Annotated in this window: 24 protein-coding genes, 1 tRNA gene and 1 pseudogene; 11 read left to right on the forward strand and 15 right to left on the reverse strand. The window is 66.6% G+C overall.

Features of this window, described 5'->3' with window-relative positions; translation table 11 throughout:
• Positions 1-5 precede the first annotated feature (5 nt).
• Both J5474_RS03610 and J5474_RS03615 read right to left on the reverse strand, forming a co-directional pair.
• Entirely contained in the window at positions 6-1748 is a 1743-nt protein-coding gene (locus J5474_RS03610) for a heparinase II/III family protein (RefSeq protein WP_209359382.1), read from the reverse strand.
• A gap of 179 nt (positions 1749-1927) precedes the next feature.
• Positions 1928-3169 carry an RsmB/NOP family class I SAM-dependent RNA methyltransferase gene (locus tag J5474_RS03615; RefSeq protein WP_209359384.1) on the reverse strand — a complete coding sequence of 414 codons (1242 nt, stop codon included), beginning with the start codon at positions 3167-3169 and terminating at the stop codon, positions 1928-1930.
• 83 nt (positions 3170-3252) lie between these two features.
• On the opposite strand from J5474_RS03615, the gene J5474_RS03620 reads away from it, so the two are divergent.
• Positions 3253-3438 (forward strand): DUF1674 domain-containing protein, encoded by a 186-nt coding sequence (locus J5474_RS03620; protein WP_209359386.1) that lies wholly within the window; start codon positions 3253-3255, stop codon positions 3436-3438.
• 437 nt (positions 3439-3875) lie between these two features.
• Here J5474_RS03620 and dapB read toward each other — a convergent pair whose 3' ends face one another.
• Complete coding sequence (gene dapB, locus J5474_RS03625; RefSeq protein WP_209359388.1) at positions 3876-4688, reverse strand: 4-hydroxy-tetrahydrodipicolinate reductase; 813 nt, start codon at positions 4686-4688, stop codon at positions 3876-3878.
• 86 nt (positions 4689-4774) lie between these two features.
• Here dapB and rbfA point away from each other — a divergent pair, with 86 nt between their 5' ends.
• The 8 genes and pseudogenes from rbfA (at position 4775) to lpxK (ending at position 11244) form a co-directional block, all read left to right on the forward strand.
• On the forward strand, positions 4775-5170 hold the full coding sequence (gene rbfA / locus J5474_RS03630) for a 30S ribosome-binding factor RbfA (RefSeq protein ID WP_209359390.1): 396 nt from the start codon (positions 4775-4777) through the stop codon (positions 5168-5170).
• Positions 5170-5922 (forward strand): phosphodiester glycosidase family protein, encoded by a 753-nt coding sequence (locus J5474_RS03635; protein ID WP_209359392.1) that lies wholly within the window; start codon positions 5170-5172, stop codon positions 5920-5922. Before rbfA ends, J5474_RS03635 begins: the two co-directional genes overlap by 1 nt.
• 18 nt (positions 5923-5940) lie before the next feature.
• Positions 5941-6420: pseudogene (locus J5474_RS03640) on the forward strand (trypsin-like peptidase domain-containing protein); the annotation flags it as partial.
• 87 nt (positions 6421-6507) lie between these two features.
• A complete protein-coding gene (locus J5474_RS03645) occupies positions 6508-7854 on the forward strand; it encodes a TldD/PmbA family protein (RefSeq protein WP_209359394.1) in 1347 nt (448 codons plus the stop codon).
• Positions 7841-8671, forward strand: coding sequence for an inositol monophosphatase family protein (locus J5474_RS03650; protein ID WP_209359397.1), 831 nt, complete (start codon positions 7841-7843; stop codon positions 8669-8671). Before J5474_RS03645 ends, J5474_RS03650 begins: the two co-directional genes overlap by 14 nt.
• Before the next feature lie 129 nt (positions 8672-8800).
• A complete protein-coding gene (locus J5474_RS03655) occupies positions 8801-9043 on the forward strand; it encodes a DUF4170 domain-containing protein (protein WP_209359510.1) in 243 nt (80 codons plus the stop codon).
• A gap of 6 nt (positions 9044-9049) precedes the next feature.
• Positions 9050-10255, forward strand: a complete 1206-nt coding sequence (locus J5474_RS03660; protein WP_209359399.1) for a 3-deoxy-D-manno-octulosonic acid transferase — start codon at positions 9050-9052, stop codon at positions 10253-10255.
• Positions 10255-11244, forward strand: a complete 990-nt coding sequence (gene lpxK / locus J5474_RS03665) for a tetraacyldisaccharide 4'-kinase (protein ID WP_209359401.1) — start codon at positions 10255-10257, stop codon at positions 11242-11244. The genes J5474_RS03660 and lpxK overlap by 1 nt, the downstream gene beginning before the upstream one ends.
• 19 nt (positions 11245-11263) lie before the next feature.
• Here lpxK and J5474_RS03670 read toward each other — a convergent pair whose 3' ends face one another.
• A complete protein-coding gene (locus J5474_RS03670) occupies positions 11264-12127 on the reverse strand; it encodes an N-formylglutamate amidohydrolase (protein ID WP_209359404.1) in 864 nt (287 codons plus the stop codon).
• 158 nt (positions 12128-12285) lie between these two features.
• On the opposite strand from J5474_RS03670, the gene J5474_RS03675 reads away from it, so the two are divergent.
• Both J5474_RS03675 and ykgO read left to right on the forward strand, forming a co-directional pair.
• A tRNA-Val gene (locus J5474_RS03675) sits at positions 12286-12360 on the forward strand.
• Positions 12361-12476: 116 nt separating this feature from the next.
• Complete coding sequence (ykgO, locus tag J5474_RS03680) at positions 12477-12602, forward strand: type B 50S ribosomal protein L36 (protein WP_170125850.1); 126 nt, start codon at positions 12477-12479, stop codon at positions 12600-12602.
• Positions 12603-12719: 117 nt separating this feature from the next.
• Here the strand turns inward: ykgO and J5474_RS03685 are convergent, their stop codons facing one another.
• The 11 genes from J5474_RS03685 to J5474_RS03735 form a co-directional block, all read right to left on the reverse strand.
• Positions 12720-14450 (reverse strand): peptidoglycan-binding protein, encoded by a 1731-nt coding sequence (locus J5474_RS03685; RefSeq protein WP_209359406.1) that lies wholly within the window; start codon positions 14448-14450, stop codon positions 12720-12722.
• 160 nt (positions 14451-14610) lie between these two features.
• Complete coding sequence (locus tag J5474_RS03690; protein WP_209359407.1) at positions 14611-15783, reverse strand: phenylacetate--CoA ligase family protein; 1173 nt, start codon at positions 15781-15783, stop codon at positions 14611-14613.
• Positions 15780-16808 (reverse strand): App1 family protein phosphatidate phosphatase, encoded by a 1029-nt coding sequence (locus J5474_RS03695; RefSeq protein ID WP_209359410.1) that lies wholly within the window; start codon positions 16806-16808, stop codon positions 15780-15782. Before J5474_RS03695 ends, J5474_RS03690 begins: the two co-directional genes overlap by 4 nt.
• Positions 16809-16830: 22 nt before the next feature.
• Positions 16831-17685 carry an ABC transporter ATP-binding protein gene (locus tag J5474_RS03700; RefSeq protein ID WP_209359412.1) on the reverse strand — a complete coding sequence of 285 codons (855 nt, stop codon included), beginning with the start codon at positions 17683-17685 and terminating at the stop codon, positions 16831-16833.
• A 165-nt stretch (positions 17686-17850) separates the two neighbouring features.
• The gene (locus J5474_RS03705) at positions 17851-19143 is read right to left on the reverse strand and encodes an ABC transporter substrate-binding protein (protein WP_209359414.1); all 1293 of its coding nucleotides are present in this window, start codon (positions 19141-19143) and stop codon (positions 17851-17853) included.
• 126 nt (positions 19144-19269) lie between these two features.
• Positions 19270-20346: a branched-chain amino acid ABC transporter permease gene (locus tag J5474_RS03710; protein ID WP_209359416.1), complete on the reverse strand. Its 1077-nt coding sequence runs from the start codon at positions 20344-20346 to the stop codon at positions 19270-19272.
• A gap of 122 nt (positions 20347-20468) precedes the next feature.
• Positions 20469-20744: a hypothetical protein gene (locus tag J5474_RS03715; protein WP_209359418.1), complete on the reverse strand. Its 276-nt coding sequence runs from the start codon at positions 20742-20744 to the stop codon at positions 20469-20471.
• Entirely contained in the window at positions 20744-20992 is a 249-nt protein-coding gene (locus J5474_RS03720) for a hypothetical protein (protein ID WP_209359420.1), read from the reverse strand. The genes J5474_RS03715 and J5474_RS03720 overlap by 1 nt, the downstream gene beginning before the upstream one ends.
• A 97-nt stretch (positions 20993-21089) precedes the next feature.
• Positions 21090-22043: a branched-chain amino acid ABC transporter permease gene (locus J5474_RS03725; protein ID WP_209359421.1), complete on the reverse strand. Its 954-nt coding sequence runs from the start codon at positions 22041-22043 to the stop codon at positions 21090-21092.
• 169 nt (positions 22044-22212) lie between these two features.
• Positions 22213-23028 (reverse strand): ABC transporter ATP-binding protein, encoded by an 816-nt coding sequence (locus tag J5474_RS03730; RefSeq protein ID WP_209359422.1) that lies wholly within the window; start codon positions 23026-23028, stop codon positions 22213-22215.
• Positions 23029-23071: 43 nt separating this feature from the next.
• A complete protein-coding gene (locus tag J5474_RS03735) occupies positions 23072-25045 on the reverse strand; it encodes an AMP-binding protein (RefSeq protein ID WP_209359423.1) in 1974 nt (657 codons plus the stop codon).
• Between the last annotated feature and the right edge of the window lie 350 nt (positions 25046-25395).

A 25395-nucleotide genomic window follows, 5' to 3' on the forward strand; every position in this document is an offset into this window, starting at 1 on the left:
AACGGTCAGGCGTCCGGCTCTTCCCTGTAGAGATCACGCACGGCAAGCGCCGTGTCCTGCGCCTTGGCCAGGGACCAGCGGACGCGGGTCGCATACTGCATTGCCCGCCCGGATAGAACCACCTGCGTTGACGCACGGGGCCGGAGTCGCCCCTTTTCCAGATAAACCGACGCTTCAAGCGTCATCTCTACCCCCGACTCGTAGCGGAAGATCCAGATTTCACCGGACCTGAGCGCCATGGAGACCGCCGTGCCGCCCATGTCCACCGCCACATCCACATCCGGGTGCAGGTGAAAGCGAATCTCGAAAGGCAGGCCCGCCAGCTTCACCGCGTCCATTGCCGCGTCGAAACGCCGCTTCGCCTTGTCGTCGAGAGTGACCAGGTAATCCTCACCGCGCAGGCTGCGCCCGTCCAGCGTCAGTTCGAGACTGCGGGCATGGGTCAGCCCCTGCTCCCGCACATAGCCGTCGTGACCGCCCTCGAAGCGCAGGCTCTCCGTCAGGTGGGCCATGTGGATGGGGACGTCCTTCGGTCCGTCCTCCAGGAGTTCGCGCCGCCGCTCCCCGATCCAGCGTGGCGTACTCAGCCGGGCAGAGCTGTAGCCCTGCAGGCAGAGCACCGAATGCGACAGGGTCGCACGTCCGGCCCGGCGCCAGTCCTCGCCGAAACCGCCGCCTGACCCGCAGGAAACGATCAACGGGCGGCGCCCGGACGTGAGTTCAAACGCCAGCGTGGAAGCATGGGCATTGGCAGAAGCCAGCCCGGAAGGCGGCGGGCTGGCATCGACGATAACCGACGTCCGCCCGGCGGAGAGCCGCGTGAACCCCATAGCCAGCCCGTCCGTCTGCCGTTTCTTAGACCCCGACGCCGCCAGCGCCTGATCCAGCCGCCCGTCCAGCCCCCTGCCCCCGCCGTGGAACCGGGCCAGCCCGCCGTCCGCGTGGCGCAGGGTGCGGAGCGTCGGCGCGATGCGGCGAATGGCCCCCTCGTGGCCGGGATGCAGCGCGATGCCCGCCTCCTCCAGCGCAGATTGCGCCCAGGTAAGCAGGGTAAAGACTTCCAGCAACTCCTCCGGGTTGCGGGTGGGGATGCCGCCCTGCGCATCCACCTGCCGCTCGCATTCCGCACCCAACGCATCGCGCGCCGGGGTAACATGCGCCTGCATCCCCTCCAGCGACAGCCCGGCATAGAGCAGCCCCGTCATGGCCTCGAACTTCGCCAGCCCTGGCGCGGCAGAGGTGCCGCGTTTCGCGAGGAACTGCGCCTGCGCACCGAGCGCGGCGTAAAAGGCATCGGATTTCTCGGCCGGCAAACCGCGCAGCAGGAAAAGCGCATGGTGAATCCAGCGGATGACCCGCCGCCCGGTCATCTCCGGGGTCCAGCCAGGCCCCTTGCCCCGGCCGTAGCGTTCGATCCAGCCCCAGGTCCAGGCCTGCGCGAGGCCGCGCGCCTTCATGTCGCCCACGGCCACAAGGTCGTCGAGCCAGGCAAAGCCTTGGATCTCTTCGGCAAAGGCCGGGTCGGGCGGCTCGATTTCCCAGAGCGAGGCGCCTTTCGCCTCCACCAGATGGCCGGCGAACATCAGGTTCCCCGCGATCATCTGCCGCCCGCGCGCAAAGAAGCCGACGGTGCGCGGTTCCGGCTGGCTGACAAAGCCATCGGCGGGCCGCGCCCGGGCCGCCAGCCGTGCGTGCACGCGGTTCATGACCCGCGCAGGCGTCGTGCGCCAGTTCCGCTGCGTTGTCATCTCTGCCTTGCCTCTGCCCTCGGAAGGCCCCGCGCCGGACGGGCCGGGGTGGCCCTTCCCGGGCGTTTGCGCGCATCCTAACGCGCAAAGGTTACCGAGTCATCTCTCCAGTTAACAAAGTGTTAGCGCTTTTGCCGCACATGGTGGCGCTACCGGGGACTCCCCCGGGCTCCCTCCATTCAGCTTCGCGTCAGAACGGCCATGTAGAAACCGTCCATACCGCCGCGCTGCGGCCAGAAGTCGGGCCGCAGCCGCAGCCCGCCCTCTTCGGAACGCCAGCGCTCCTCGACCCAGTCCTGCTCGGGCGGCAACACCCTCAGTCCGGGGTGACGCGCCAGCGCCTCCTCCACCTGGCATTCGCCCTCGTCCGGGATCAACGAGCAGGTGGCAAAGACCAGCCGCCCGCCAGGTTTCAGGAGGCTCAGCGCATGGTCCAGCATCCAAGACTGCAACCCGATCAGTTCCGATATCTTCTCGCCCTGATGCGCATGCGGCAGGTCGGGGTGGCGGCGAATGGTGCCGGTGGCGGAACAGGGTGCATCGAGCAGGATGGCATCGTACTGCCCCTGATGCTCCAGCGCATCGCCAACGACAAGCGTCGCTTCCAGACCGCATCGGTCGAGATTCTCGCGCACCCGCACCATGCGCGGCTCGGACAGGTCAAGCGACGTGACTTTGGCCCCGGCGGCGGCCAGTTGCAGCGTCTTGCCTCCGGGGGCCGCGCACATGTCGAGCACCTCAAGACCGCTTACATTGTCCAACAGCTTTACCGGCAGAGCGGCGGCGGCATCCTGCACCCACCAGTCGCCCGACGAAAAGCCCGGCAGGACGCTGACCTGCCCCGGATTTTCCAGCCGGATCGAGCCTGTCGGCAGCAGCGTGCCCTCCAGCCCCTCGGGCCGGGCGCCCTTCAGCGTCACATCCACCGGCGCACCGTTGAAATGCGCGCGTTCCATTTCCGCCACCACCTGCGGACCCCAGGCGTCAACCAGTGGCTTGCGCAGCCACTTCGGCAGGCGCGGCACGCGCAGCTTGCCCCAGATGGCGGGGCCTTCGGCGGCCACCTTGCGCAGCACGGCATTCACCAACCCCTTGGCGCCCTGCGTGACCTTGCCGCGGGCGGCGATCTCGACACAATCCGAGACGACGCCATGCGCTGCCCCACCAGTGCAAAGTTCGACACAGCCGAGCCGCAGGATGTTGCGCACACGCGGCTCCGGCGTCTTGCGCAGATATCCCGAAAGGATCTTGTCCGCGCGCTCCAGCCCGCGCAACACCTCGGCGGCCAGCCGCGCGGCGGTCGCACGCTCCGCCGGAGCCAGACGCTCCAGCCGGGCATCTTCGGACAACGGCAAACCGCGCTCCAGCACCTGGTCCAAAAGGTCGAGGGCGGCCAGTCTGGCGGGGTGAGGGGCGCTCATGGATGTCTCCGGAAAACGGTCCCGGCCTTGCCGGGAAGGGGTGGCGAGGCCTATATCAACCCCAGCACACAAGGAAAACCCTCATGTCCGATGACACCCCGAAGGACCTCCCCCCCGCCGCGCAACGCGCGCTGGCCGAAGCCGCGGAGCGCCGCGCCAAGGATGAGGCCGAGGCGAAAGCCCGTCCCAAGGAATACGGTGGCCGTGAAGGCCCGGAACCCGTGCGCTATGGCGACTGGGAAAAGAAGGGCATCGCGATAGATTTCTAGGCAGGGCGCGTCTCGACGCGCGCTGCCAGTGGGCAATCGCGCCTTTCCGCAGGATAGGCGCCGCCCACACCCAACCATCCCGGGCACGCCTGCCCCTCGAGCACGGCAAAACAGCCCCGGCAACCACGCCCCCCCACCCGAAGGCCCGCCTCCGCGTGCAAGCACGCCCCCCGTCCTGCCTTTTACCCGGAGGCCCCGTCGCTTGAGGCAACCGGGACGGGCACCGCCACCCGATCCGGCGCAATCGCCGTGGGGCCCCGCCTGCGGGGAGCCCCTATTGCACTTGACCGGGTGGGGCGGGTTGTCGCGCAAGGATCACGCGGGGGGCTTGGGGCCTTTGGCCTGGTGAACCGGCACGCCCCCGCAACGAAGGTCCCCGAAGGGCCGGTGGGCGGGCGCACTTGCCGGAGGCAACAGTCGCCCCCCGGCCCGCCGACCTACTTCAACCCGAGCACGTCCAGCATGTCGTAATGGCCCGGCCCCTGGTCCTGCCCCCAGAGCGCCGCCCGCAAGGCGCCCCGGGCAAAGAGCGCCCGGTCCGAGGCCACATGCTTCAGCACGATCCGCTCGCCGGGCGTGGCAAAGAGCACCTCGTGCTCGCCCACGATGTCGCCGCCCCGAATGGCGTGGAAGCCGATGTCGCCCCGCTTGCGCGCCCCGGTAATACCGTCGCGGCCACGGTCGGATGCCTCCTCCAGCGCCACGCCCCGGCCCTCGGCAGCGGCCTCGCCCAGCATCAGCGCGGTGCCGGAAGGCGCGTCCACCTTGTGGTGGTGGTGGCTCTCGATCACCTCGATGTCCCAGTCGGCGTCGAGTGCGGCGGAAACCTGCTTTACCAGCCGGGTCAGCAGGTTGACGCCCAGCGACATGTTGCCTGCCCGGACCACCACGGCGTGATGCGCGGCACGGTCGATGGCAGCGATATCGTCTTCGGACAGGCCTGTGGTGCCGATCACATGCACCGCACGCGCTTGCGCTGCCAGCTCGGCAAAGGCGACCGTGGCGGCGGGCGCGGTGAAGTCGATGATCGCCTGTGCGCGGGCGAAGGGTTCCAGCGGATCGTCCTCCACCATCACGCCCATGCGGGCCATGCCCATCGCCTCGCCCAGATCCCGACCGATCCAGTCGTGGCCCTTGCGTTCCAGCGCGCCGACCAGCCGCAGCTTCTCGGAGGCGTTGATCTCCCGCACCAGCATTTGCCCCATGCGCCCCGAGACGCCCGTCACCACGACACCCGGCTGTTCCGTCATCACTCTCTCCAAATCCTGCCTTTCCTTCCCATTACATCCGCCCGCCCCGCTTGGCAAAGCACCAGCGACGCTCTAACTGTCCCCACATGGCAAAGAACAGATTCCAAGACGGCGGCTCCGGCCCCTCCCAGCGGCAACTTCGCGTCAGCGAGGTCATCCGGCGGCAACTCTCCGACGTGCTGATGCGCGGCGATGTGCACGACCCGGAACTCAACCGCATGACCATCACCGTGGGCGAGGTCCGCGTTTCCCCCGACCTGAAGGTGGCGACGGCCTATGTCTGCCCGCTCGGTGGCCAGAAGACCGAAGAGATGTTCGAGTTGCTCAAACGCAACCAGCATGAGCTGCGCCGCGCCGTGTCCAAGGGCCTGTCACTGAAATTCTCGCCAGAGTTGCGCTTCCGCCTCGACGAGACCTTCGATCACCTCGACGAGACGCGGCGGCTGTTCTCCGACGATACCGTGCGGCGCGATACCGAGTGATGCGGCGGCTGGTCCTCCTTGCGGCGTTTGCTATGGTGGCGGTGGCGGTGGCGGCGGCGCCTCGCGCGCAGGCCGTGACCTGCGAAAACCTCGCCTTCGAGGGCAACCGCTACGCGGTTTGCACGGTGAACCCTGCACAGGAAGACCTGCGGCTTTACCTCGACGATGCCAAGGGCAAGCGGATCGGGCAGTTCTCCCGCCTGAACGAACTCGCAGCGCAGAATGGCAAGCGTGTTGTCTTTGCCATGAACGCGGGCATGTACCACGAGAACCGCGCTCCGGTCGGCCACTACGTCGAGGATGGCAAGGAGGCTATGCGCGTTATCTCCTCTCCCGGGCCGGGAAACTTCGGCCTGCTGCCCAACGGGGTGTTCTGCCTGACCGATACGCGCGCACGGGTTTACGAGACACGCGATTTCCTGGCACAGAAACCCGCCTGCCGCGATGCGACGCAATCGGGGCCAATGCTGGTGATCGACGGCGACCTGCACCCGCGTTTCCTCGCTGATTCGACGTCGCGCTACATCCGCAACGGCGTGGGCACCACGAAGGATGGTAAACGCGCGGTCTTCGTGATCTCTCAGAACCTCGTGAATTTCCATGACTTCGCGCGTTTCTTCCGCGATGGCCTTAAGCTGCCCGATGCGCTGTTTCTCGACGGCAATATCTCGCGCCTCTATGCTCCGGATCTTGGCCGTGACGACCTCGGCCGCCGCATGGGTCCGATCGTGGCGGTGACGGAGCCGCGCTGACCCGCGACCGACGCGGGCCTCGACCTTGCCCTCCTGCTATCGGCCAGCGCACAGGCCAAGGCGGTAGCAGTCTTCTCCGACGCGCAAGCGCGGCTCAACGCCGATGTGACAGCGCTGGGGTATCGCTTCTCCGACATCCTCGGCGGCCTGAATTTGACGCGCGGCGCGGTGTCGTCGGTGACGGGCGTCGGCGGTGATCCCGACTGGTTGCAGAACACCGCGCCGGTGCAGCCGGGCAACTCCGGCGGGCCGCTGGTGGCAACGGACGGGCGCGTGGTGGGCGTGGTGACGGCACGGCTGCTTGACCGCCCCGACGGGGCCACGGCGCAAAGCATCAACTTTGCCGTCCGGGGCGCGGTGGCGCAGGGTTTCCTCGCACGTCACGGACTCGCGCCGCTGCGCGACCGCCCCGCTGGCGGCGCTGACACCGGAAGAACAGGCGGAACGCGCCTAGGCCTTCACCGCCTATATAGAGTGTCGCCCCTGACCGCCCGGTGACGCCGCCTCGCCCTCTTCGGACACAGCAGGTGCTTGCACCCGAGGCGCGCGCAGCCTACCTCGGTTGGGACCGCAAGGAGGCCGCCCATGTCCCACACCCCCGCCGACCTGACCCGTCTTGCCCTCGATGCCGCGCTGACGGCCGGGGCCGATGCCGCCGATGCCGTGGCGCTCGATGGCACCGCGCTGTCCATCGACGTCCGCGCCGGTGCGCTGGAGCAGGCGGAGCGCTCCGAGGGGCGCGACCTCGGGCTGCGGGTCTTCGTCGGCAAGCGCGTGGCCTCGGTGTCGACCTCGGACATGCGCCCCGAAACGCTGGCCATGCTGGCCGAACGCGCCGTCGCCATGGCCCGCGAGGCGCCCGAGGACGAATACGTGGGGCTCGCCGACCCGTCGCAGCTGGCCCGCGGCTGGGACCTCGCCGCGCTGGAGCTGGCCGATCCCTCGGCCGAGCCCTCCCCCGCCGAGCTGGAAGACGACGCCCGCACCGCCGAGGCCGCCGCGCTGGCGGTCACCGGCATCACGCAGGTGCAGTCGGCCTCTGCACAGTATTCCGCGCAGAATGTCTGTATCGCCGCCACCAACGGCTTCGAGGGCAGCTATCGCCGCACCTCCCGCGCGCGGTCGGTCGTGGCCATGGCGGGCGAAGGCCTCAAGATGGAGCGCGACTACGACGGCGACAGCCGAACCTTCCAGTCGGACCTGCGCTCCGCCGAGGAGATCGGCCGCACCGCCGGCGCCCGCGCGCTGGAACGGCTGAACCCCCGCCGCCCGAAGACCGGCGCCTACCCGGTGCTCTACGACGAGCGTATCTCCTCCTCCCTCATCGGCCACCTGACGGCGGCGATGAGCGGCGCCGCCATTGCGCGCGGATCGTCCTGGCTGCTGAACGCGCTGGGTGAACAGGTCCTGCCCGAGGCACTGTCGCTCACCGAGGACCCGCATCGCCCGCGCGCCGCAGCCTCACGCCCCTTCGACGGGGAGGGTCTTCCGACACGCCCGCGCACGCTGGTCGAAAACGGTATGATCAGGGGCTGGACGCTAGACCTCGCCAACGCCCGCAAGCTCGGGATGGAGAGCACCGCCAACGCCGCGCGCGGCACCTCCGGCGGGATCGGCCCGGCCTGCTGGAACCTGGCCCTGACCCAAGGGGCGCAGACCCGCGAAGAGCTGATGAAGCAGATGGGCACCGGCCTTCTGGTGACCTCCATGATCGGTTCCACCATCAACCCCAACACCGGCGACTATTCCCGCGGGGCGGCGGGCTGGTGGATCGAGAACGGTGAGCCCGTCTATCCGGTCTCCGGCGTGACCATCGCGGGCAACCTGCGCGAGATGCTCCGGACACTGGTCCCGGCGAACGACGCCCGTCCGTGGCTGACCCGCGTCGTACCATCGCTGCTGGTCGAGGGGCTGACGCTTGCCGGAGACTGACCTCGCCCTTCTCACGCGGGCTGCGCATGAGGCGGGCACCGTGGCGCGTGGCTTTCTCGGGCAGGCGCTGGACATCCGCTACAAGGACGGCGATGCCGGCCCGGTGACGAAGGCCGATCTCGCCGTCAACGCCCGGCTGGAGGAGATCCTGCGCGATGCCCGCCCCGGCTATGGCTGGTTGTCGGAGGAATCGACCGATGACACCGCGCGCATGGCGGCAGAGACGGCGTTCATCGTCGACCCCATCGACGGCACCCGATCGTACATCGAGGGCGCAAACACATGGGCGCACGCACTGGCCGTGGCGCAGGCGGGCACAGTGACGGCGGCGGTGGTCTTCCTGCCGATGCTGGACCGCATGTATACCGCAGCCCTTGGCCACGGCGCCCGGCTGAACGGGCTGCCCATCACGGTGACACGGCGCGCCCTGCCCGAACGGGCCGAGGTGCTGGCGACGCGGTCTTCGCTGGAGCCGCACCACTGGCCCGGCGGCGTGCCGCGGGTCAGCCGCCACCACCGCCCCTCGCTGGCCTACCGGCAGGCGCTGGTGGCGGAGGGGCGCTTTGACGCCATGTTCACCTTCCGCCCGACGTGGGAATGGGACATCGCCGCGGGCTCCCTGATCCTGTCAGAAGCGGGCGCGCGGGTCAGCGATCGCCGCGGTGGGCGGTTGCAGTTCAATGCGCCCCACCCGCAGGCCGACGGCATGGTGGCCGCCAATCCGGCGCTGCACGATGCCTTCCTGCAGCGGCTCCTGCCGGGCGATACGCCTACCGGATCCGGCGCGGAATCCAGCCGTGCATCAAGAGAGTCTTGACCTCCACCATGCCATTCTTCGCCCCATGCGGCGCGGCCGGGCGACTTGACCCCGCCCGCCCGCCCGTTACCTTCGCGCGCGGGACCGCCCCGGTCCGCGCCTGACAGATCCTCCAAGATGGGAGAGACCCTGATGCAACGCCTTCACCTCGTCTTCGGCGGCGAACTCGTCGATCCGACGAAGACCGTCTTCCGCGATGTCGACGACATCCACGTGGTTGGCATCTTCCCGAACTACCAGGCTGCTTACGACGCATGGAAGGCAGAGGCGCAGAAGACCGTGGACAATGCCCACATGCGCTACTTCATTGCCCACCTGCACCGCCTGCGCGAGGAAGCGACCGAAGCGTCCTCGACCGAGGAACTGGGTTAAGCCGCCATGTCGAGCCGCGCGCTGTCGCTGCAGGCCTATCTGGCCACCACGCGCGGCTCTGGCAGTTCCGACATGCCGGCGCTGCCGCCCCGCCCGCCCGGGCGGCTGGTCTGGGCCCATGCGACGGGGGCCGAGCGTGGCCGCGCGCTGGCCAGCCTGTGCGCGCGCCTCATGGCGCAACACCCCGACGCCTCGGTGATCCTGTCGGGGGACATGGTGGCGCACGACGACATGCCCCACGTCGCCGCCCCGCCCGAGCGGCTGGCAGATTGCGTGACCTACATGCGGCACCTCGCGCCCGACGTGGTGCTTTGGGCCGGGGGCGCGCTGCGCCCGGCGCTGCTGTCGGCCGCGCGGCAGGAGGGCGCGCATCTTGTCGCGCTCGACCTCGAACCGGAGGGGATCGAGACCCCGGCCGCCGCGCGTTGGCTGCCCGATCCCGCGCCCGCCACGCTGGCCCTGTTCCACAGCCTCTATTCCACGGACGAACGTGCCGCCCGCCGCCTGCGCCGTCTGGGTATGGAGCCCGCCCGCGTGCACGCCGCCCAGCCGCTGCTGGACGCCGAAATGCCCCTGCCCTGCGACGAAACCCAGCACGAGGAAATCGCCGGGCTGATGGCCGGTCGCCCGGTCTGGCTGGCCGCCCGTTTGCGCGGCCTCGAGGCGCGCGACGTGCTTTCGGCCCACCGCCAGGCCGTGCGCCTCAACCACCGGCTTCTTCTGGTCATCGTTCCCGCCACCGAGGAGGACGCCGACCGCGCCGAGCGGGCCGCAGCCGCCAGCCAGCTGCGCGTCTGCAACTGGGACGCGGGCGAAACGCCTGACGAAAACACGCAGGTCCTGCTGACGGAGGGACCGGAGCAGCTGGGTCTGTGGTACCGGCTCGCGCCGCTCGCTTTTCTTGGTGGCTCGCTGCTGACCGGCCATGGCGGCGAAGATCCCTTTGAGGCGGCAACCCTCGGCACGGCGATCCTGTATGGCCCGAACGTGGGTCGGCACCTTGCCAGCTATACCCGGCTGGTGGGCGCGGGCGCCGCGCGCATCGTGCGGGATGCCGATTCGCTGGCTACGGCGGTGCTGCAGCTGATTGCCCCGGACGCGGCGGCGCAGATGGCCCATGCCGGGTGGGAGGTGATCTCTTCGGGTGCCGAACTGGTGGACGAGGTCATCGCCGAGGTCGCCGACATTCTCGACGCAAAGGCCACGGTTTGATGCAGGCTCCCCGCTTCTGGGCGACACCGCCCGACGCCCCCGCATGGCAGGCCCGCCTGCTGGCGCCCCTTGCCGCGCTGACCGCGCACGCCACGGCGCGGCGCGTGGCGCAGTCGCCGGCGGTCCGCCCGGGCGTGCCCGTGATCTGCGTCGGCAATATCAACGCGGGCGGGACGGGCAAGACGCCAACCGCCATCGCGCTGGTCCAGCGCCTGCAGGCCCGCGGGTTGGCGGTGCATGTGGTTTCGCGCGGCTACGGCGGGTCGCTCGACGGGCCGGTGCAGGTCGATCCCCTGACCCACGACGCGGGTCAGACCGGCGACGAGCCACTGCTGCTTGCCGCCTTCACGCCCACATGGGTGGCACGGGACCGCGCCGCCGGAGCGCATGCGGCGGAGGCTGCGGGCGCGCAGGTGATCGTGCTGGATGACGGCATGCAAAACCCTTCCGTGGCGAAGGACCTGACCATCGTCTGCGTCGATGCCCACGTGGGTTTCGGCAACGGGCGCTGTCTGCCCGCCGGACCGTTGCGGGAACCCCTGTCAGAAGGCATGAAGCGCGCCGACCTGTTGCTGACCATCGGCCCGCCCGCCGCGCAGGACCGGTTCGCCGAAGTATGGGGCGCGCAGGTCAGCCTCCCCCACCTGACCGCCTCGCTGGCCCCCTTGCAGACGGGAATGGACTGGGAGGGTCTGCCGGTGCTGGCCTTCGCCGGGATCGGCCACCCTGAGAAGTTCTTTGCCACCCTGAAGGCGCAAGGCGCCGATCTGAAAGCCACTGTGGCGCTGGGGGATCATCAGCCCTTCACCACGGCGCTGCTGCAACGCATCGCGCAGGACGCAGCCCGCCACGGCGCGCAGATGGTCACCACAGAGAAGGACGCCGTCCGACTGCCGCCCGCCCTGCGCGGCCAGGTGCTGACCCTGCCCGTGCGTCTGGAGTTCGACGACGCCGGGCCGCTGGATGCGGCGCTCGACCGGCTGCTCTGAAATCCGCCGAGGCCCGAGATCACTCGGCCGCCAGTGGCACCTCTTCAACCGTGCCCAGCCGCGCCAGTTCGGCGACCACACCGCGCAGCACGCCACGCACTGTCTCGAACTGGGCGTTTGGCTCGATTCGCCGCTCGTCCATATAAAGCGAGCGGTCGATTTCCACCTGCACTGCGTGCTGCCCCTTTGCGGGGCGGCCATAGGCCATCATGGTGTAGGCCCCGGCAAAAGGCGTGTTGCGAGCCACCACGAATCCCGCCGCGCGAAAGATCGCCTCCACTTCCGCCACCATCTCCGGTCCGCAGGAGGCACCGAATCGGTCGCCGATCACCACCTCCGGGCGCGGCCCGCCATTGCGCAGGGCACCATCCAGCGCCTCGCGGGGCATTGAATGGCAGTCGATCAGCACCGTCTCCCCGAATCGCGCGCGCGCCCCTTCGAGAAGCAAGGCGAGCTTTCGATGATAGGGATGCCAGATTCGGGTGATACGGCGCTCTGCCTCTGCCATCGGCAACTTGCCGCGGTAAATCGCGCGTCCGCCGGCCACGACCCGCGGGACGACGCCAAGGCCGCTCGCCACGCGGGGATTGTGCCCGGCCCGGCGCACGCCGTCGATCAACGCCGGATCCAGTTCGTCGGCGGCACGGTTGAGGTCCACATAGGCGCGGGGCGCCCCGGCGCGCAGCAGCGGCGCCCCGAACTCCGGCGCGCAGTCAAAGAACCTGTCGACCCAGGCATCCTCCGATGATCGAATCGTCGTCTCGTCCAACATACTGGCGCCAATGAAGGAGGCCGGGTAATCACGGCCCGAGTGCGGCGAGGAAAACACCACCCGCGACGTCAGCGCGTCCGGCAGGTGAAGATGATATGCGCTACTGGTCATGGGCCATCCTTTGCAGGAAATCATAGACCGATTTCTTTCTTCGCCAAAAGCCCTTGATCCCACCTGAGAACCTAATTATAGACCCCTCCACCGGCGCAGCCATCCAGTGCAACGGACCTGATGAGGGGACGGGATACGGGACAACGCGCAGGCCATAGGGGCGGTTAGCTCAGCGGTAGAGCACTTCGTTGACATCGAAGGGGTCACTGGTTCGATCCCAGTATCGCCCACCATGGAATTCTCACCCCTCGGGGCACGGGCGCATCCGGATACGGACCGCGCCCGCCGTTTTCCGGGGACAGGCTGCAACTCAGGCGCTCGCGCGCCGCGATAGACGAAGGACAGTTCGATGAAAGTCGCAAACTCGCTCCGCTCGCTCAAGAACCGCCACCGCGACTGCCGCGTTGTGCGCCGGAAGGGCCGCGTTTACGTGATCAACAAGACCCAGCGTCGTTTCAAAGCCCGCCAGGGCTGAGACTGACCGGTCTGACCGTCACGAACAGCTGAAACCCCCGATGGCTTGGCCTCGGGGGTTTTTGCTTTTCTGCACGTCCGTTTCGCCCGTGATGGAGGCCCACCTCCCTCCTCCGACTCACCCGCCGCGCATCCGTTCGATGACTTCCAGCATCTGGCGCGCGCGTGTGGCGCGGGCGCCGTTCGGGTAGGCATTGAGGTAGCGCCGTACCGCCTGTTCCGAGCCAAGACGCTCCACCTCCGCCCACATCGCCTGATCCGACGGACCGGCGCGGCGCGGTGCCTCGGTCGCATCCGGCGTTGCGGCGGCCTCGGCTTCCTTCCGGGCCTGTGCGGCGGCCGCGGCTTGCTCGCGCTTGCGCTTTGCTTCGGCGGCGGCCGTCTGGGCGCGGCGCGCGCTCTCCTGCTTCTTTGCTTCCTTCGCCGCCGTAGCTTGCCGATCCAGCGCCGCGATCTGGTTCAGATCGAGGTAGCCGGTAGCCTCCCGGTTATCGGCCTTCTGCCAGGCGCGCACCGCGTCCCGCGTACCATCGCCAAATATTCCGTCCACGCCCCAATGATAATGCCCAAGGGTGTCCAGATCGCGCTGGATCTGGCGCCGTGCCTCGCGGTCCAGCCGCAGGAAATCTTCGGCCCGGCGCAGGTCGTAGAAGGGATCGGCCTTGATCGCCTTGATCCGCTGGTTGGCGGCATTGGCATAGACGCCGTCCGGCTGGGCCACGAGGTAGGACTGGTAGCTTTCCTCCGAGTTCTGGATTCGGGCGGCGCGCCAGGCGGCCTCGTCAGCGGCGATCTCCACCTCGGACCGGGTGTCCACCTCGGGTACGGCCTCCGCCCTGGCGTCGGAGTCCGACTCCATCGCCGGCTTTGCCTCCGCCATGGCCTCCTCGCCGGCTTCAATCGCAGGCGCCGTCTCTTCCATGGCCTCGCCTTCCGCAGTCTCCATCATGGGCTCAGGCTCCGCAGTGACCACCTCTTCGGGGGGGGACGGGGTCACCGGCGCGACCTCTTCGGCCACCTGCGGGGCGACCTCGGAGACCTGTGACGGCTCCGCCACGGCGGCGGATTCCGGCGCGGCCTCGGGCATCGGCTGGGGGGTTAGCTCCGCCTCGGCCATGGCTTCGGGTTCGGGCGCGGCCTCTTCGACGGTAGCCTTTTCCACAGCGCTGTCGGCGGCTGCACCCGGCACGTCAGAGGCGCGAACCACCACAAGTTCCGAAGCCGCGTAACCTTTCACCGTCAGACCGGCCGCCCGCGCGCTTTCCACCAACGGCTGGTCGACCCTGGTCAGCCCACCGGATGCAAAGCGTGAGACCGCTGTTTCCGGTCCATGCAGCACGGTCACACCCGACGGAATGTTAAGCTCCCCGAGCCCGGCCTCCAGGAAGTCGCCGTAATCCGCCGCCACGGCGCTTTCGCTCAGCACCAGAAAGGCGCGGCCGGGGTATTTCGCCAGCACGCTCAGCGGCGCGTCGATCGGAAACGCCTCCACCATCACGGCCTGATCCGCCAGCGCCGCACCATCGGTGGCGGGCAGCAGATAGGCGCCGGTGGCCGAATGCAGGAAGGCCCCCGCCAGCAAAACCACCACCGGGCCGCCGTCGTCATCCAGCGTCCCGACGAAATCGGCAAAGCCCTGCTTCATCTTGGTCCCGTTTGCGTCATTGGCCTCCGTCACGTCAAAGCCCTGCGCCCGCATGGCCCCGGCGGCCTCCGCCACCTGTGTGGCGGCAAAGAGGGTCTGAACGCCGTTGTAGGTGCTGTTGCCGATCACCAGCGCGTCGCCGCCTGCTTGGGCCGCTGTCGTGGCCGAAACCAGCCCACCGATGGCAAGTGCAAGAATCCGCATGACAAATCCTCCTTTTTCACGAGCCTACCCGGCGCGCCGCACATCACAAGACAGGATTGCGGGCGTTCGCAAAACTTCGCGCCCTGCGAGTCTGGACGCGGGGCGCGACGGCAGCGGGCGATGCAAAAAAGGCCCAGCAAATCAGAAGGATGCCGCAACGTCAGTCGTATTTTCGCCGATCCTCGATCACCAACCCGTCGCGCGGCAATTCGCCGGGGGCGACCATTTCCACGGCGCCCTTCAGCTTCAGCACCTCCGCGATGCTGCCTTCCACGCCCTCGATAGCCGCGGACTCGCTTTCGATTCGCACAGTCATGGTGTCCATCTCGCCCGAACGCCCCGCCACCACGCGCGCCCGCGCGATCTGCGGATGGCGTGCCACCAGTTGTGCCACCTGCTCGGGACGCACGAACATGCCCTTGATCTTCGTGGTCTGGTCAGCGCGGCCCATCCAGCCCCTGATACGTGTGTTGGTGCGTCCACAGGGCGACGAACCTGGCAGCACCGCCGACAAATCCCCCGTGGCAAAACGGATCAGCGGGTAGTCGGGGTTCAGCGTGGTGACGACCATCTCGCCCACCTCGCCCGGCGCCACCGGGTCGCCGGTGCCGGGCGTGACGATCTCGACGATCACGCCCTCGTCGAGGATCATCCCTTCCATCGCGGGGCTTTCGTAGGCCACATTGCCAAGGTCCGCCGTCGCATAGCACTGCAGGCAGGTGATGCTGCGGTCCCTGTACCACTGCCGAAGCGAGGGAAAGAGCGCTCCGCCACCCACCGCCGCACGCGTGATGCCCAGCTCCAGCCCCATCGCGTCGGCCTTTTCCAGGACCACCTTCAGGAAATCCGGCGTGCCCGCGTAGGCGGTGACGCCCACGTCCTTCGCCGCGCGGGCCTGCAGTTCCGTCTGGCCGGTCCCTGCGGGCAGCACCATGGCCCCCACCGCCCGCGCGCCGTTCTCGAAAATCATCCCCGCCGGCGTCAGGTGGTAGCCAAAACAGTTCTGCACCACGTCGCCCTGCCCGATCCCGCAGGCATGCAGGAAGCGCCCCATCCGCCACCAGTCATGGCCGGCTCCGCCGGGCTCGTAGATCGGACCCGGCGACTGGAAGACATGCGCCACATTGCCGACCGGCAGCCCGCCAAAGGGCGGTTTCGCCGCTTGTCGCTCCGACAGGTCGGACTTGCGCAGCACCGGATAGCGCGCCAGCCCGGCCAGGTCCTCTACCGGGTCCATGGCATGACGGGCCAGTTGCGCGTTCAGCGTCTCAAGTTGCGCGGCTTCGCGGGCATCCTGCGACCGCGTCTCAAGGTCGTCGAAATAGGTGGTCATCCCCTGTCCCCTCTCTGAGGTGTCTGGTCTGGCGGTCCGGGCAGGACATTATCCCCCAACGCACCGAAATCCGCCACGACGGCACAGGGCACCCCGGCCGCCACAATCTCGTCCACGGCCGCGCGGGCCTCCTGCGGCACCTGCCCCGAAGCCTCGCGCAGGATCACGCCACCAATGCGCCCCGGGTGCCGCGCCACAGCATCGCGGTAGACAAACGCATCCTTCTGCCCGGTATCCCCCATCAGCCAGAAGCGCAGGTCCGGCACCGCCGCCAGCACCCGGTCGATGGCCTCCCCCTTGTGATCGCCGTGGCCCTTGCCGATCAGCCCGTGCTCCGACACGCCGAGATCGCGCAGGAACATCGGTCCCGGCACCAGCCCCGCCCGGTCGAAAATCCCCTCGAGGAACCCAAAGAGGTTCCACGGCGATGAGCTGACATAGAACACCGGGTTGCGCCCGCCCTCGCTGAGCCCACGCATGAGTGTGACCGCGTCCGGGTAGACCTCCCGCGTTAGCGCGTTGCCGGTGAAAGTCGTCCACAGGTTGCGCGCCAGCGAATAGGCCCCGGTGTGCAGCACTGTGTCATCAATGTCGGAAATCACGCCGAAGCGCGCCTCCGCCTGCGGCACGAGGACCGGCATGGACACGGGCGTATGGTCGCAATCGGGCAGTTCCGCCTCCACGTGGACCCAGCCCGCGTGCTCCGGCGCGCGCGGCACCCGCAGCGTGACATAGCCCTCCGCGTCGCTCACCGCCTCGACGCCCTCCGCGCGCACCCTGACCCCCAGCACTTCGGACGTCAGGAACAGCGACACCATCTGTCGGAAGTTCGCCCATTTCGACTGATCGTCTTCGGGCGCGCTCCGACGGACCGCGCTCAGCACCCTGCCCTGCACCACCAGCCCGCCCGGCTCGGCGTAGCCCCGGTATGCTTTCAGCATCGGCGGGTCGTCGCTGCGGATTGCCCGCTCGATCAGCCCTTCGATACCCCGCGCTGCCCGGTTCACGCCTGCTGCCAGTCTCATTTCCTGCCCTTTCGCTATTGCTTCAGGCAAGCCAACGCTTGCGGCGGCGATAGGATCGCACATCGCGGAAACTCTTTCGGCCCTCGTCGGACATGCCTAGGTAGAACTCCTTCACATCCGGGTTCTCGCGCAGCTCTCCTGCCGGGCCTTCCATCACGACCCTCCCGTTTTCGAGAATGTATCCCGAATGCGCGTAACGCAGCGCAACGTTGGTGTTCTGCTCGGCCAACAGAAAGGACACGCCCTCCCCCTCGTTCACCGCCTTCACGATCTCGAAGATCTGCTCCACCAGCTGCGGCGCCAGCCCCATGGAGGGCTCGTCCAGCAGGATCGTCTCGGGCCGGCTCATAAGCGCGCGGCCGATGGCCACCATCTGCTGCTCCCCGCCAGAGGTATAGCCCGCCTGGCTCCGGCGCCGTTCCTTCAGCCGCGGGAAGTAGTCGTAGACCATCTCGAGATCGGCCATCACCGCCGCCTTGCCATCCTTGCGCGTGTAGGCGCCGGTCAGCAGGTTCTCCTCCACGGTGAGGTGCTCGAAGCAGTGCCGCCCTTCCATCACCTGGATCACGCCGCGCTTCACCAGCGCCGCCGGGTCGAGGTCCTGCACCCGCTCGCCCTTGTAGAGGATCGACCCCTTGGTGACCTCGCCGCGCTCGGAATGCAGCAGGTTGGAAATCGCCTTCAGCGTCGTGGTCTTGCCCGCGCCGTTACCGCCGAGAAGCGCCGTGATGCCGCCCTTGCGCACCGTCAGCGACACGCCCTTCAGCACGAGGATCACATGGTTGTAGATCACCTCGATATTGTTGACCTCCAGCAAGGTCTCGCTCGCAGCGGCCGTCCCGCCGCTGCCCGCTTCCGTCTTCACACCATCCAGCATGACGCCTCCCCAAGGTCCGGCCAGGGTCCGGCACCTGCGCCGCCCCCCTGCTTCTCTGCTTTGAAAATACTCGACTTGTCCGCGTGTCCCGCCAGCGCCTCGGCCGGGCGGGCGCGCCGGAGTTCCCGGCGGCGACCACGCGGGCCGCCGCCGGGACCGTGCCCCTTATTCGGAGCAGTCCCCGTTCACCGCCCAGGGCTGGTTGGCGTCAGCGTATTCCTGCGCCTTCTCGGCAACGATGCTTGCATAACCCTCGGTGTTCGCGGTCAGCAGCTCGGACGCCTTCACGAATTTCTCGCCGTCCCATTCCAGCATCCAGCCGCCGGAATTTCCGGTGTGGTTGGCGCAGGTGGTCTTGAACGGCGGCACCATGCCTTCGAGGCCGAGTTCCTTGATCCGAGCTTCGCTCATGTCGATGTTCTCCAGCCCCCAGCGCAGTTGCGGAGCCGTGATCTCGGCGGTTTCAAAGTGTTTCTGCGCCGCCGTGATACCCTCTGCGAGGATGGCCGAGATGATGATCCCGCGACCGTAGAAAACGCCCGACATCTCCTCCTCGTTGGACTTGGAGTTGCCCTTGTCCACCACGTGCTCCTTGATCGCCGCCATGACCGGTGCATCGGCGTTCGGGAAGGACCAGGAGATCGACTTGTATCCCTTGGCGTCCTGACCCGCGATGGCGAGGTCGGCATCATGCCCGGACCACCAGACACCGACGAAGTTCTCCATCGGAAACTTGGTCTTCACAGCCTCGGTGATGGCGCCCGCGTTCATCGCGCCCCAGCCCCACATGATGACGTAGTCGGGACGCTCTCGGCGGATCTGCAGCCACTGCGCCGATTGGTTCTGCATCTCCTTCAGGCCGACCGGGATCGGCACCAGCTCAAAGCCTTTCTCCTCGGCCAGCGCCTCCAGCACGGGCAGCGGTTCCTTGCCAAAGGGGTGATCGAGGTGCAGGTGCACGATCTTCTTGCCCTTCAGGTCGCCCTGGCTTTCGAGGTACTGGATGATCATGTCGGCGGCATCCCAGTACCCGGCGGGCGCGTTATAGGCCCACTGGAAGGTCTTGCCGTCCATCATCGGGCTGAAACCATAGCCCGGCGCAAGGAGCGGAATTTCGTCCACATTGGTCTTTGGCAGCACCTGCAGGGTGATGCCGGTGGACCAGGGCTGGGTCACGATGGCCGTGCCCTTGGTTTTCTCGTAGCACTCCACGCCCTTCTCGGTGGAATAGCCGGTCTCGCATTCTTCCGCGTTCACGGGCACGCCGCCGATGCCGCCATCGCGCGCGTTCAGCATGTTCAGATAATCCGCCTGCCCGTTCATCAGCGGGATGCCGGTCGCGGCGAAGGGCCCCGTCCGGTAGGCGAGATTCGGCGTATAGAGCTCCTGCGCGAGCGACGCCGAGGCGGTGATCGCCGCCACAACGGCGGCCACGGCCAGCTTGGTGAAGTGTTTCATGGTTTCTCCTCCCTGAGAATTCTTGTCACTTCGACTAAACGGTGCCCCATAAAGGCGAGGCATAGGCTGGGTTTTCCGACCCACCTCCTTGTTATCGAACCACCGGGCCCGTCGAATGCGAGCCCCTCAATGCGGGAACGGCCAGAGGATCATCTTCTCCCGGATCAGCCGCCACAGCTGCGCCAGCCCGTGCGGTTCGACGATCAGGAAGAATACGATCAGGCTGCCCACGATCATTATGTTGAGATGTTCCACCATGGCGCTGTCGATCGGGATTCCCAGCGCGTTCGGCAGCAGATTCAGCACCACCGGCAGACCTACGATCAGGATCGCGCCAAGGTAGTTGCCCATGATCGATCCCAGCCCGCCGATGATTGCGATGAAAAGAATGCGGAACGACAACGGAATGTCGAAGAGGTTCGGCTCCGCCGCGCCGCGCCACATGAAGACGAAAAGCGCCCCGGCGACCCCGACGATATAGGACGAAATCGCAAAGGCCGTTAGCTTCGAACGCATGAGATTGATGCCGATAAGTTCGGCGGCGATGTCCATGTCGCGCGTCGCCTTCCAGGTCCGGCCCAATGTGCCGCGCGTAAGGTTGATGCAGACCATGGTCAGCAGGCAGACAATGAACAGCACGACGTAATATTGCACTATGCTGCTGGCCTGCGGCCCGGCGATATAGACACCGAACATCTCCATGTTCGGCACCTGAATCGCGCCGGATGCATTGTAGTTATACAGCCAGGCCCATTTCTCGAACAGCCAGACAAGGAAGAACTGCGCCGCCAGCGTGGCGATTGCCAGGTAGAATCCCTTGATCCGCAGGCTCGGGATGCCGAATGCCACGCCCACGCCCGCGGAAAACACGCCCGACAAAAGGATCGCAATGATCGGATTCATCCACGGCATCAGCGTGATCAGCTTGTAGCAGGCGTAGGCGCCGACCCCCATGAAGGCCGCCGTGCCGAGGCTCAGCTGTCCTGCATAACCTGTCAGGATGTTCAGCCCCAACGCCGCCAGCGAATAGATCAGCACCGGGATCAGCAAGGTCTGGAATGCGAATTCCGTCGCCACCATAGGGAACACTACCCAGGCAAAGCCAAGGATCACCCAGAGCAGCACCGCGTCCTGCCGTACCGGGAACAGCGCCTGATCCGCCTCATAACTCGTCTTGAACTGTCCAGCGGTGCGATACAGCATCCGCGCTCCTCCCCTTTTCGCGCCCCGGTCATGCCGTTGCGCCCCTTGTCGTCACCCTGTGCGGCCCGCTCTTCCGGCCTGCCGTCCCCGGGTTACTCGCAGCGCCTCCCCGCGCCGCGCAGTTATTTGTCGTCGCGCTCCGTGTTCCCCTTGGGCAGAGCCGCCGCCCAGAAACTCGTCATCGCGCGCAGCGAGGCCTGCGTTGCCTCCACAGAGGCGCTCATCATGGTGTTCACGGCCTTCATCTGCGCATCCAGCATGCCCTGCATCGCCTCCTGCGCCTCCGCGTAGTCACCGAGGCCATTGGCCCCGCGTGCGAGATCCGCCGCCTCTTCCGTCGCCGCCTTTCGGGCCCGCGCCGCCCCTTCCGGGCGCGTTTCAGTCTTGCGTGTCGCCATCAGGCATCCAGTCCTTCGTCTGCATCAAACCGCGCCCGGCTGTTCGAGCGTCGAGCATATCCCGTCCCCTCCGAATGGCGCACGATCCAGAACCATGCCCAGATCCCCAGCGCCGCACCCAGCGCCGCCAGCAGCAGTGCCACCACCACCCGCGAACCTTCCTCCGGCGGCGTCGTCAGCGCGAGGTAGCCGAAAGACCAGAACCCGGCCCAGGCCACCACGTTCAGCACCGCGATCAGCTTCGACATTCTCCAGTCCCCCCTTCCCAAAGCGCCCATGCTTCGTCTTGGTCCATGTACTCCCGCCGGAGGCCCGATCTTTCGCAGAACGATCGCCCCCGCCGGTCTATACCCGTTCGATGATACGTTCCCCGAACAACCCCTGCGGGCGGAACAGCAGCACGATCAATGCCAGCACAAAAGCGAACCATGTCTCGGTATTGCCACCAAGCAGAGGTTGCCCCCAATAGATTTCGAAAAGCTTTTCAAGCAAGCCGATCATCAGACCGCCGATGATCGCACCGGCGATGGATTCCAGGCCGCCCAGCATCAGGACCGGCAGCGCCTTGTAGGCGATGACCTCCAGCGCAAAGCTGACCCCCGCCCGCGCGCCCCAGGCAATGCCCGTGACCAGCGCGATGATCCCCGCGATGAACCACACCAGCACCCAGACCGTCTGAAGGCTGATCCCCACCGACAAAGCCGCCTGGTGGTCATCGCCCAGTGCCCGGATCGCGCGCCCCATCTGTGTATAGTTGAGAAAGCCCAGCAGCGCGGCCACCAATGTGCAGGCCACCACCACCACAGTGATATCCACATGCTGCAGGATCAGCAGCCCGCCCCAGGGCTCCAGCACCGTATCCCCGGTCGGTATCCCCAATTCTTCGGTGATCATCTGTTTGTTTTCACCACCAAAGATGATCTCGCCGCCGCCGATCAGGAACAGCGTGATACCGATAGTCGCCATGAAAAGGATGATATCCGGTTGGCCCACCAACGGCCGCAGCACGATACGCTCGATGCCGACGGCGAGGACAAACATCACCCCCAGCGTCAGCGCCACGGAAATCCACGCCGGGATGCCGAAAGCGTGAAGGCCGACCAGCGTCAGGGCGGCAAAGACCACCATGATGCCCTGCGCGAAGTTGAAGATGCGGCTCGATCGGAAGATCAGCACAAAGCCCAGCGCGATCAGCGCATAAAGCACGCCCGAGACCAACCCCTCCCAGAGCACCTGCAACAGGAAGTCCGGCGCGCCGATCATGTCCGCGAAGGGCGCTATGAAAATGTCGTTCAGCATGTGTGCTCCTTCCGGGCGCCGCCCGCGCCGGGGCCAAATTCAACAGTTGGGGGCGCGATCCGGCGCACAATTACTGGTGAGATCCCGGCATCATGTGCGAAAAACGCTTTTGTACGGGTTGTCCTTGAAGGGTGCATGGGCCGTGCCACCCACGTGTCAGCGCCGGTCATCAATGCGCCACCCCCAGATAGGCGTCGATCACATCCTGGTTGCTGCGTACTTCGCTGGGCGTCCCATCGCCGATCTTCTTGCCGTAATCCATCACGACGACCCGGTCAGAAATGTCCATGACCACGCCCATGTCGTGTTCGATCAGCGCAATCGTCGTGCCGAACTCGTCGTTCACGTCGAGTATGAAACGGCTCATGTCCTCCTTCTCCTCGACGTTCATGCCCGCCATTGGCTCGTCGAGCAGCAGGATAGACGGCTCGGCGGCAAGCGCCCGAGCCAGTTCCACCCGCTTCTTCAGACCATAGGGCAGACGACCCACCGGCGTCTTGCGGATATTCTGAATCTCCAGGAAATCGATTACCTTTTCGACGACTTCGCGGTTCTCCATCTCCTCCGCGCGGGCCTTGCCGAACCAAAGCGCCTGCGCCGCAATACCCGCTTTCATATGCGTCAGCCGACCCGTCATGACGTTGTCGAGCACCGTCATCCCCTCGAACAGCGCAATGTTCTGAAAGGTCCGCGCCACGCCCAAGCGCGCCACCTCGTAGGGCTTCATCGGCGGCCGCTTCGCGCCCTTGTACCAGACCTCTCCGATGGTGGGCGTGTAGAAACCCGAAATGATGTTGAGCATGGACGACTTGCCCGCACCGTTGGGGCCGATGATCGCCCGGATCTCGCCTTCGCGGATGTCAAAGGAGATATCCTCGATCGCCGTAACCCCTCCGAATTTCAGGGTAATATCGCGCATCTCCATCAGAACGCCACCAATCTGGCGTCCATCTGCGGTGACGTAACCCTCGCTCTGGTCCGGCATCACGCCCCCATCGTCTGTTCTGAATGTCTCGTCCCGCACCGGCTCACTCCGCCGCCACCGCGCGCGGCGTGACGGGCACGACCGCCGCATCCCGCACCGCCAGCGTCGCCTTGATCCGGCCCTTGCGCCCGTCCTCGTACGTCACTTCGGTTTCGGTATAGATCTGATCCACGTCGCTATAGAGCGCCTCCACAAGGTCATGGAATTTCTCCGCGATCACCTTGCGCTTGACCTTCCGCGTGCGGGTCATCTCGCCGTCGTCGGCGTCCAGTTCCTTGTGCAGCACAATGAAGCGGTGCACCTGGCAGCCCGACAGCATCTCGTCCCGCGCGACGGAAGCGTTCACTTCTTCGATATGTCCCTGGATGGTCTCCAGAACCTGAGAATGCCCCGCCAGTTCCTGGTAACTCGCATAGGCGATGTTGTTCCGCTCCGCCCAGTTGCCCACTGCCGTCAGGTCGATATTGATGAAAGCCGTGCAGCGGTCCTTACCGGCGCCAAAGACCACCGCCTCAAGGATATTCGGGTAGAATTTCAACTTGTTTTCAACATACTTGGGCGCGAACAGCGATCCGTCCGCCATCTGTCCCACGTCCTTTGCCCGGTCGATGATGCGCAGGTGTCCCGATGCCTCTTCGAAGAACCCCGCGTCCCCCGTCGCCACCCAGCCCTCCGCATCCTTGGTGGAAGCGGTGGATTCCGGGTTCTTGTAATACTCGACAAAAGTGCCGGGCGAACGATAGTAGACCTCGCCACTCTCCCCGATGCGGATCTCCACCCCCGGCGCGGGAACGCCCACAGTATCGGAACGCACCTCGCCATCGGGCTGCACCGTGATGAACACAGACGCCTCAGTCTGACCATAAAGCTGCTTGAGGTTGATGCCCAGAGACCGAAAGAAATCAAAGATTTCCGGCCCAATCGCCTCCCCGGCGGTATAGCCCACGCGCACCCGGCTGAACCCCATCGCGTCCTTCAGCGGCCCATAGACCAGCCAGTCGCCCAGTTTGTATTTCAGGCGGTCCATCCCCCCCACAGGCTTGCCATCGAGGATGGCCGGACCGACCTTTCGCGCGTGCGCCATGAAGTACCGGAACATCCGCTGCTTCAACGGGCTGGCATCCTCCATGCGGATCGTGATGCGCGTCAACAGCGTCTCGAATATCCGCGGCGGGGCAAAGTAATAGGACGGCGCGATCTCGCGCAGGTCCGTGGCCAGCGTTTCGACGCTTTCGGGGCAATTGACGCAGAAGCCCTTCCAGTAGGCCTGCCCGATGCTGAAGATGAAATCCCCCACCCATGCCATCGGCAGATAGGCCAGCACCTCGTCATTGCGCCCGAGGTGGTCGAACTCGGCAGAGGACCGCGCCGCCTCGATGATATTGCGGTTAGACAGCACGACGCCCTTGGGCTTTCCCGTGGTGCCGGAGGTGTACAGCATCACGCAGGTGTCGTCATACCCCAGCCCCGCACGGCGCGCGGCCAGTTCGCCGGTCAGCTCGTCATGCGCCGCCCGGCCCTGCGCCTGAACGTGGCTGTACTCGTGCAAATGCGTGTGGTCGTATTTCCGCAAGCCGCGCGGATCGACGTAGATCATGTGTTCGAACTGGTGCAGGCTGTCCTGCACCTCGATCACCTTGTCGACCTGCTCCTGATCGGCAACGATGACAAAGCGCGCGCCGCAATGGCCCAGCACGTACTCCATCTCTTCGGCCCCGGCATCCTGGTACAGCGGCACCGGCACCGCACCGCACATCTGTGCAGCCACCATCGACCAGTACAGCGTCGGGCGATTGCGCCCGATCACCGCGACGTAGTCGCCCGGCGCCACGCCAAGGTTCAGCAGCCCCAGCGCGAAAGCCTGGATCTCCTCCTCGGCCTCGGCCCAGGTCCAGCTTTGCCAGATTCCGTATTCCTTTTCGCGGTACGCGGGCGCGTTGCCGAATTCCGTCGCGTTGCGGTGCAACAGCGCCGGTATCGAACGCAAGCCCTCTACGCCCTCAGCCTTGTGAGCCAAAGTTCTTCCTCCCCATGCCGTTTCCGGCACTCCCTTTGTTGCCCTCCCGTTTTCCGGGGGCCGCGACCGCTTTGACGCCACGCGCCACGATTCTGAGGCCAGTTTGGGCTTGCCCTACGCTCACGGTCAACTTTTTCCTGAGCATTTCCAGAATGTAACGAAACCTTGCACCCGCTCTCCCCGCAGTGCGCGCGCCGCCGCCCCGGCGGGCCACCACCGGACGACCCTCGTACACCGCGCTGCCCTCCCCCGCTTCTTTGGTTTCCAAATACCACGGGGGAGTCCGCCCCCGGCGGGCGGGGGCAGAGCCCCCTCTTTCCCCGGCCCGCGCCCGGCGCTAGCCTCGACAC

The sequence above is a fragment of the Sagittula salina genome (assembly GCF_017813235.1).
GTDB lineage: Bacteria > Pseudomonadota > Alphaproteobacteria > Rhodobacterales > Rhodobacteraceae > Sagittula > Sagittula salina.

Coding starts and splice junctions, on each gene's coding strand:
- J5474_RS03610 (WP_209359382.1), bottom strand. CDS start 1,748: ATGACAACGCAGCGGAACTGGCGCACGACGCCTGCGCGGGTCATGAAC.
- J5474_RS03615 (WP_209359384.1), bottom strand. CDS start 3,169: ATGAGCGCCCCTCACCCCGCCAGACTGGCCGCCCTCGACCTTTTGGAC.
- J5474_RS03620 (WP_209359386.1), top strand. CDS start 3,253: ATGTCCGATGACACCCCGAAGGACCTCCCCCCCGCCGCGCAACGCGCG.
- dapB (WP_209359388.1), bottom strand. CDS start 4,688: ATGACGGAACAGCCGGGTGTCGTGGTGACGGGCGTCTCGGGGCGCATG.
- rbfA (WP_209359390.1), top strand. CDS start 4,775: ATGGCAAAGAACAGATTCCAAGACGGCGGCTCCGGCCCCTCCCAGCGG.
- J5474_RS03635 (WP_209359392.1), top strand. CDS start 5,170: ATGCGGCGGCTGGTCCTCCTTGCGGCGTTTGCTATGGTGGCGGTGGCG.
- J5474_RS03645 (WP_209359394.1), top strand. CDS start 6,508: ATGTCCCACACCCCCGCCGACCTGACCCGTCTTGCCCTCGATGCCGCG.
- J5474_RS03660 (WP_209359399.1), top strand. CDS start 9,050: ATGTCGAGCCGCGCGCTGTCGCTGCAGGCCTATCTGGCCACCACGCGC.
- lpxK (WP_209359401.1), top strand. CDS start 10,255: ATGCAGGCTCCCCGCTTCTGGGCGACACCGCCCGACGCCCCCGCATGG.
- J5474_RS03670 (WP_209359404.1), bottom strand. CDS start 12,127: ATGACCAGTAGCGCATATCATCTTCACCTGCCGGACGCGCTGACGTCG.
- ykgO (WP_170125850.1), top strand. CDS start 12,477: ATGAAAGTCGCAAACTCGCTCCGCTCGCTCAAGAACCGCCACCGCGAC.
- J5474_RS03685 (WP_209359406.1), bottom strand. CDS start 14,450: ATGCGGATTCTTGCACTTGCCATCGGTGGGCTGGTTTCGGCCACGACA.
- J5474_RS03690 (WP_209359407.1), bottom strand. CDS start 15,783: ATGACCACCTATTTCGACGACCTTGAGACGCGGTCGCAGGATGCCCGC.
- J5474_RS03695 (WP_209359410.1), bottom strand. CDS start 16,808: ATGAGACTGGCAGCAGGCGTGAACCGGGCAGCGCGGGGTATCGAAGGG.
- J5474_RS03700 (WP_209359412.1), bottom strand. CDS start 17,685: ATGCTGGATGGTGTGAAGACGGAAGCGGGCAGCGGCGGGACGGCCGCT.
- J5474_RS03705 (WP_209359414.1), bottom strand. CDS start 19,143: ATGAAACACTTCACCAAGCTGGCCGTGGCCGCCGTTGTGGCGGCGATC.
- J5474_RS03710 (WP_209359416.1), bottom strand. CDS start 20,346: ATGCTGTATCGCACCGCTGGACAGTTCAAGACGAGTTATGAGGCGGAT.
- J5474_RS03715 (WP_209359418.1), bottom strand. CDS start 20,744: ATGGCGACACGCAAGACTGAAACGCGCCCGGAAGGGGCGGCGCGGGCC.
- J5474_RS03720 (WP_209359420.1), bottom strand. CDS start 20,992: ATGTCGAAGCTGATCGCGGTGCTGAACGTGGTGGCCTGGGCCGGGTTC.
- J5474_RS03725 (WP_209359421.1), bottom strand. CDS start 22,043: ATGCTGAACGACATTTTCATAGCGCCCTTCGCGGACATGATCGGCGCG.
- J5474_RS03730 (WP_209359422.1), bottom strand. CDS start 23,028: ATGCCGGACCAGAGCGAGGGTTACGTCACCGCAGATGGACGCCAGATT.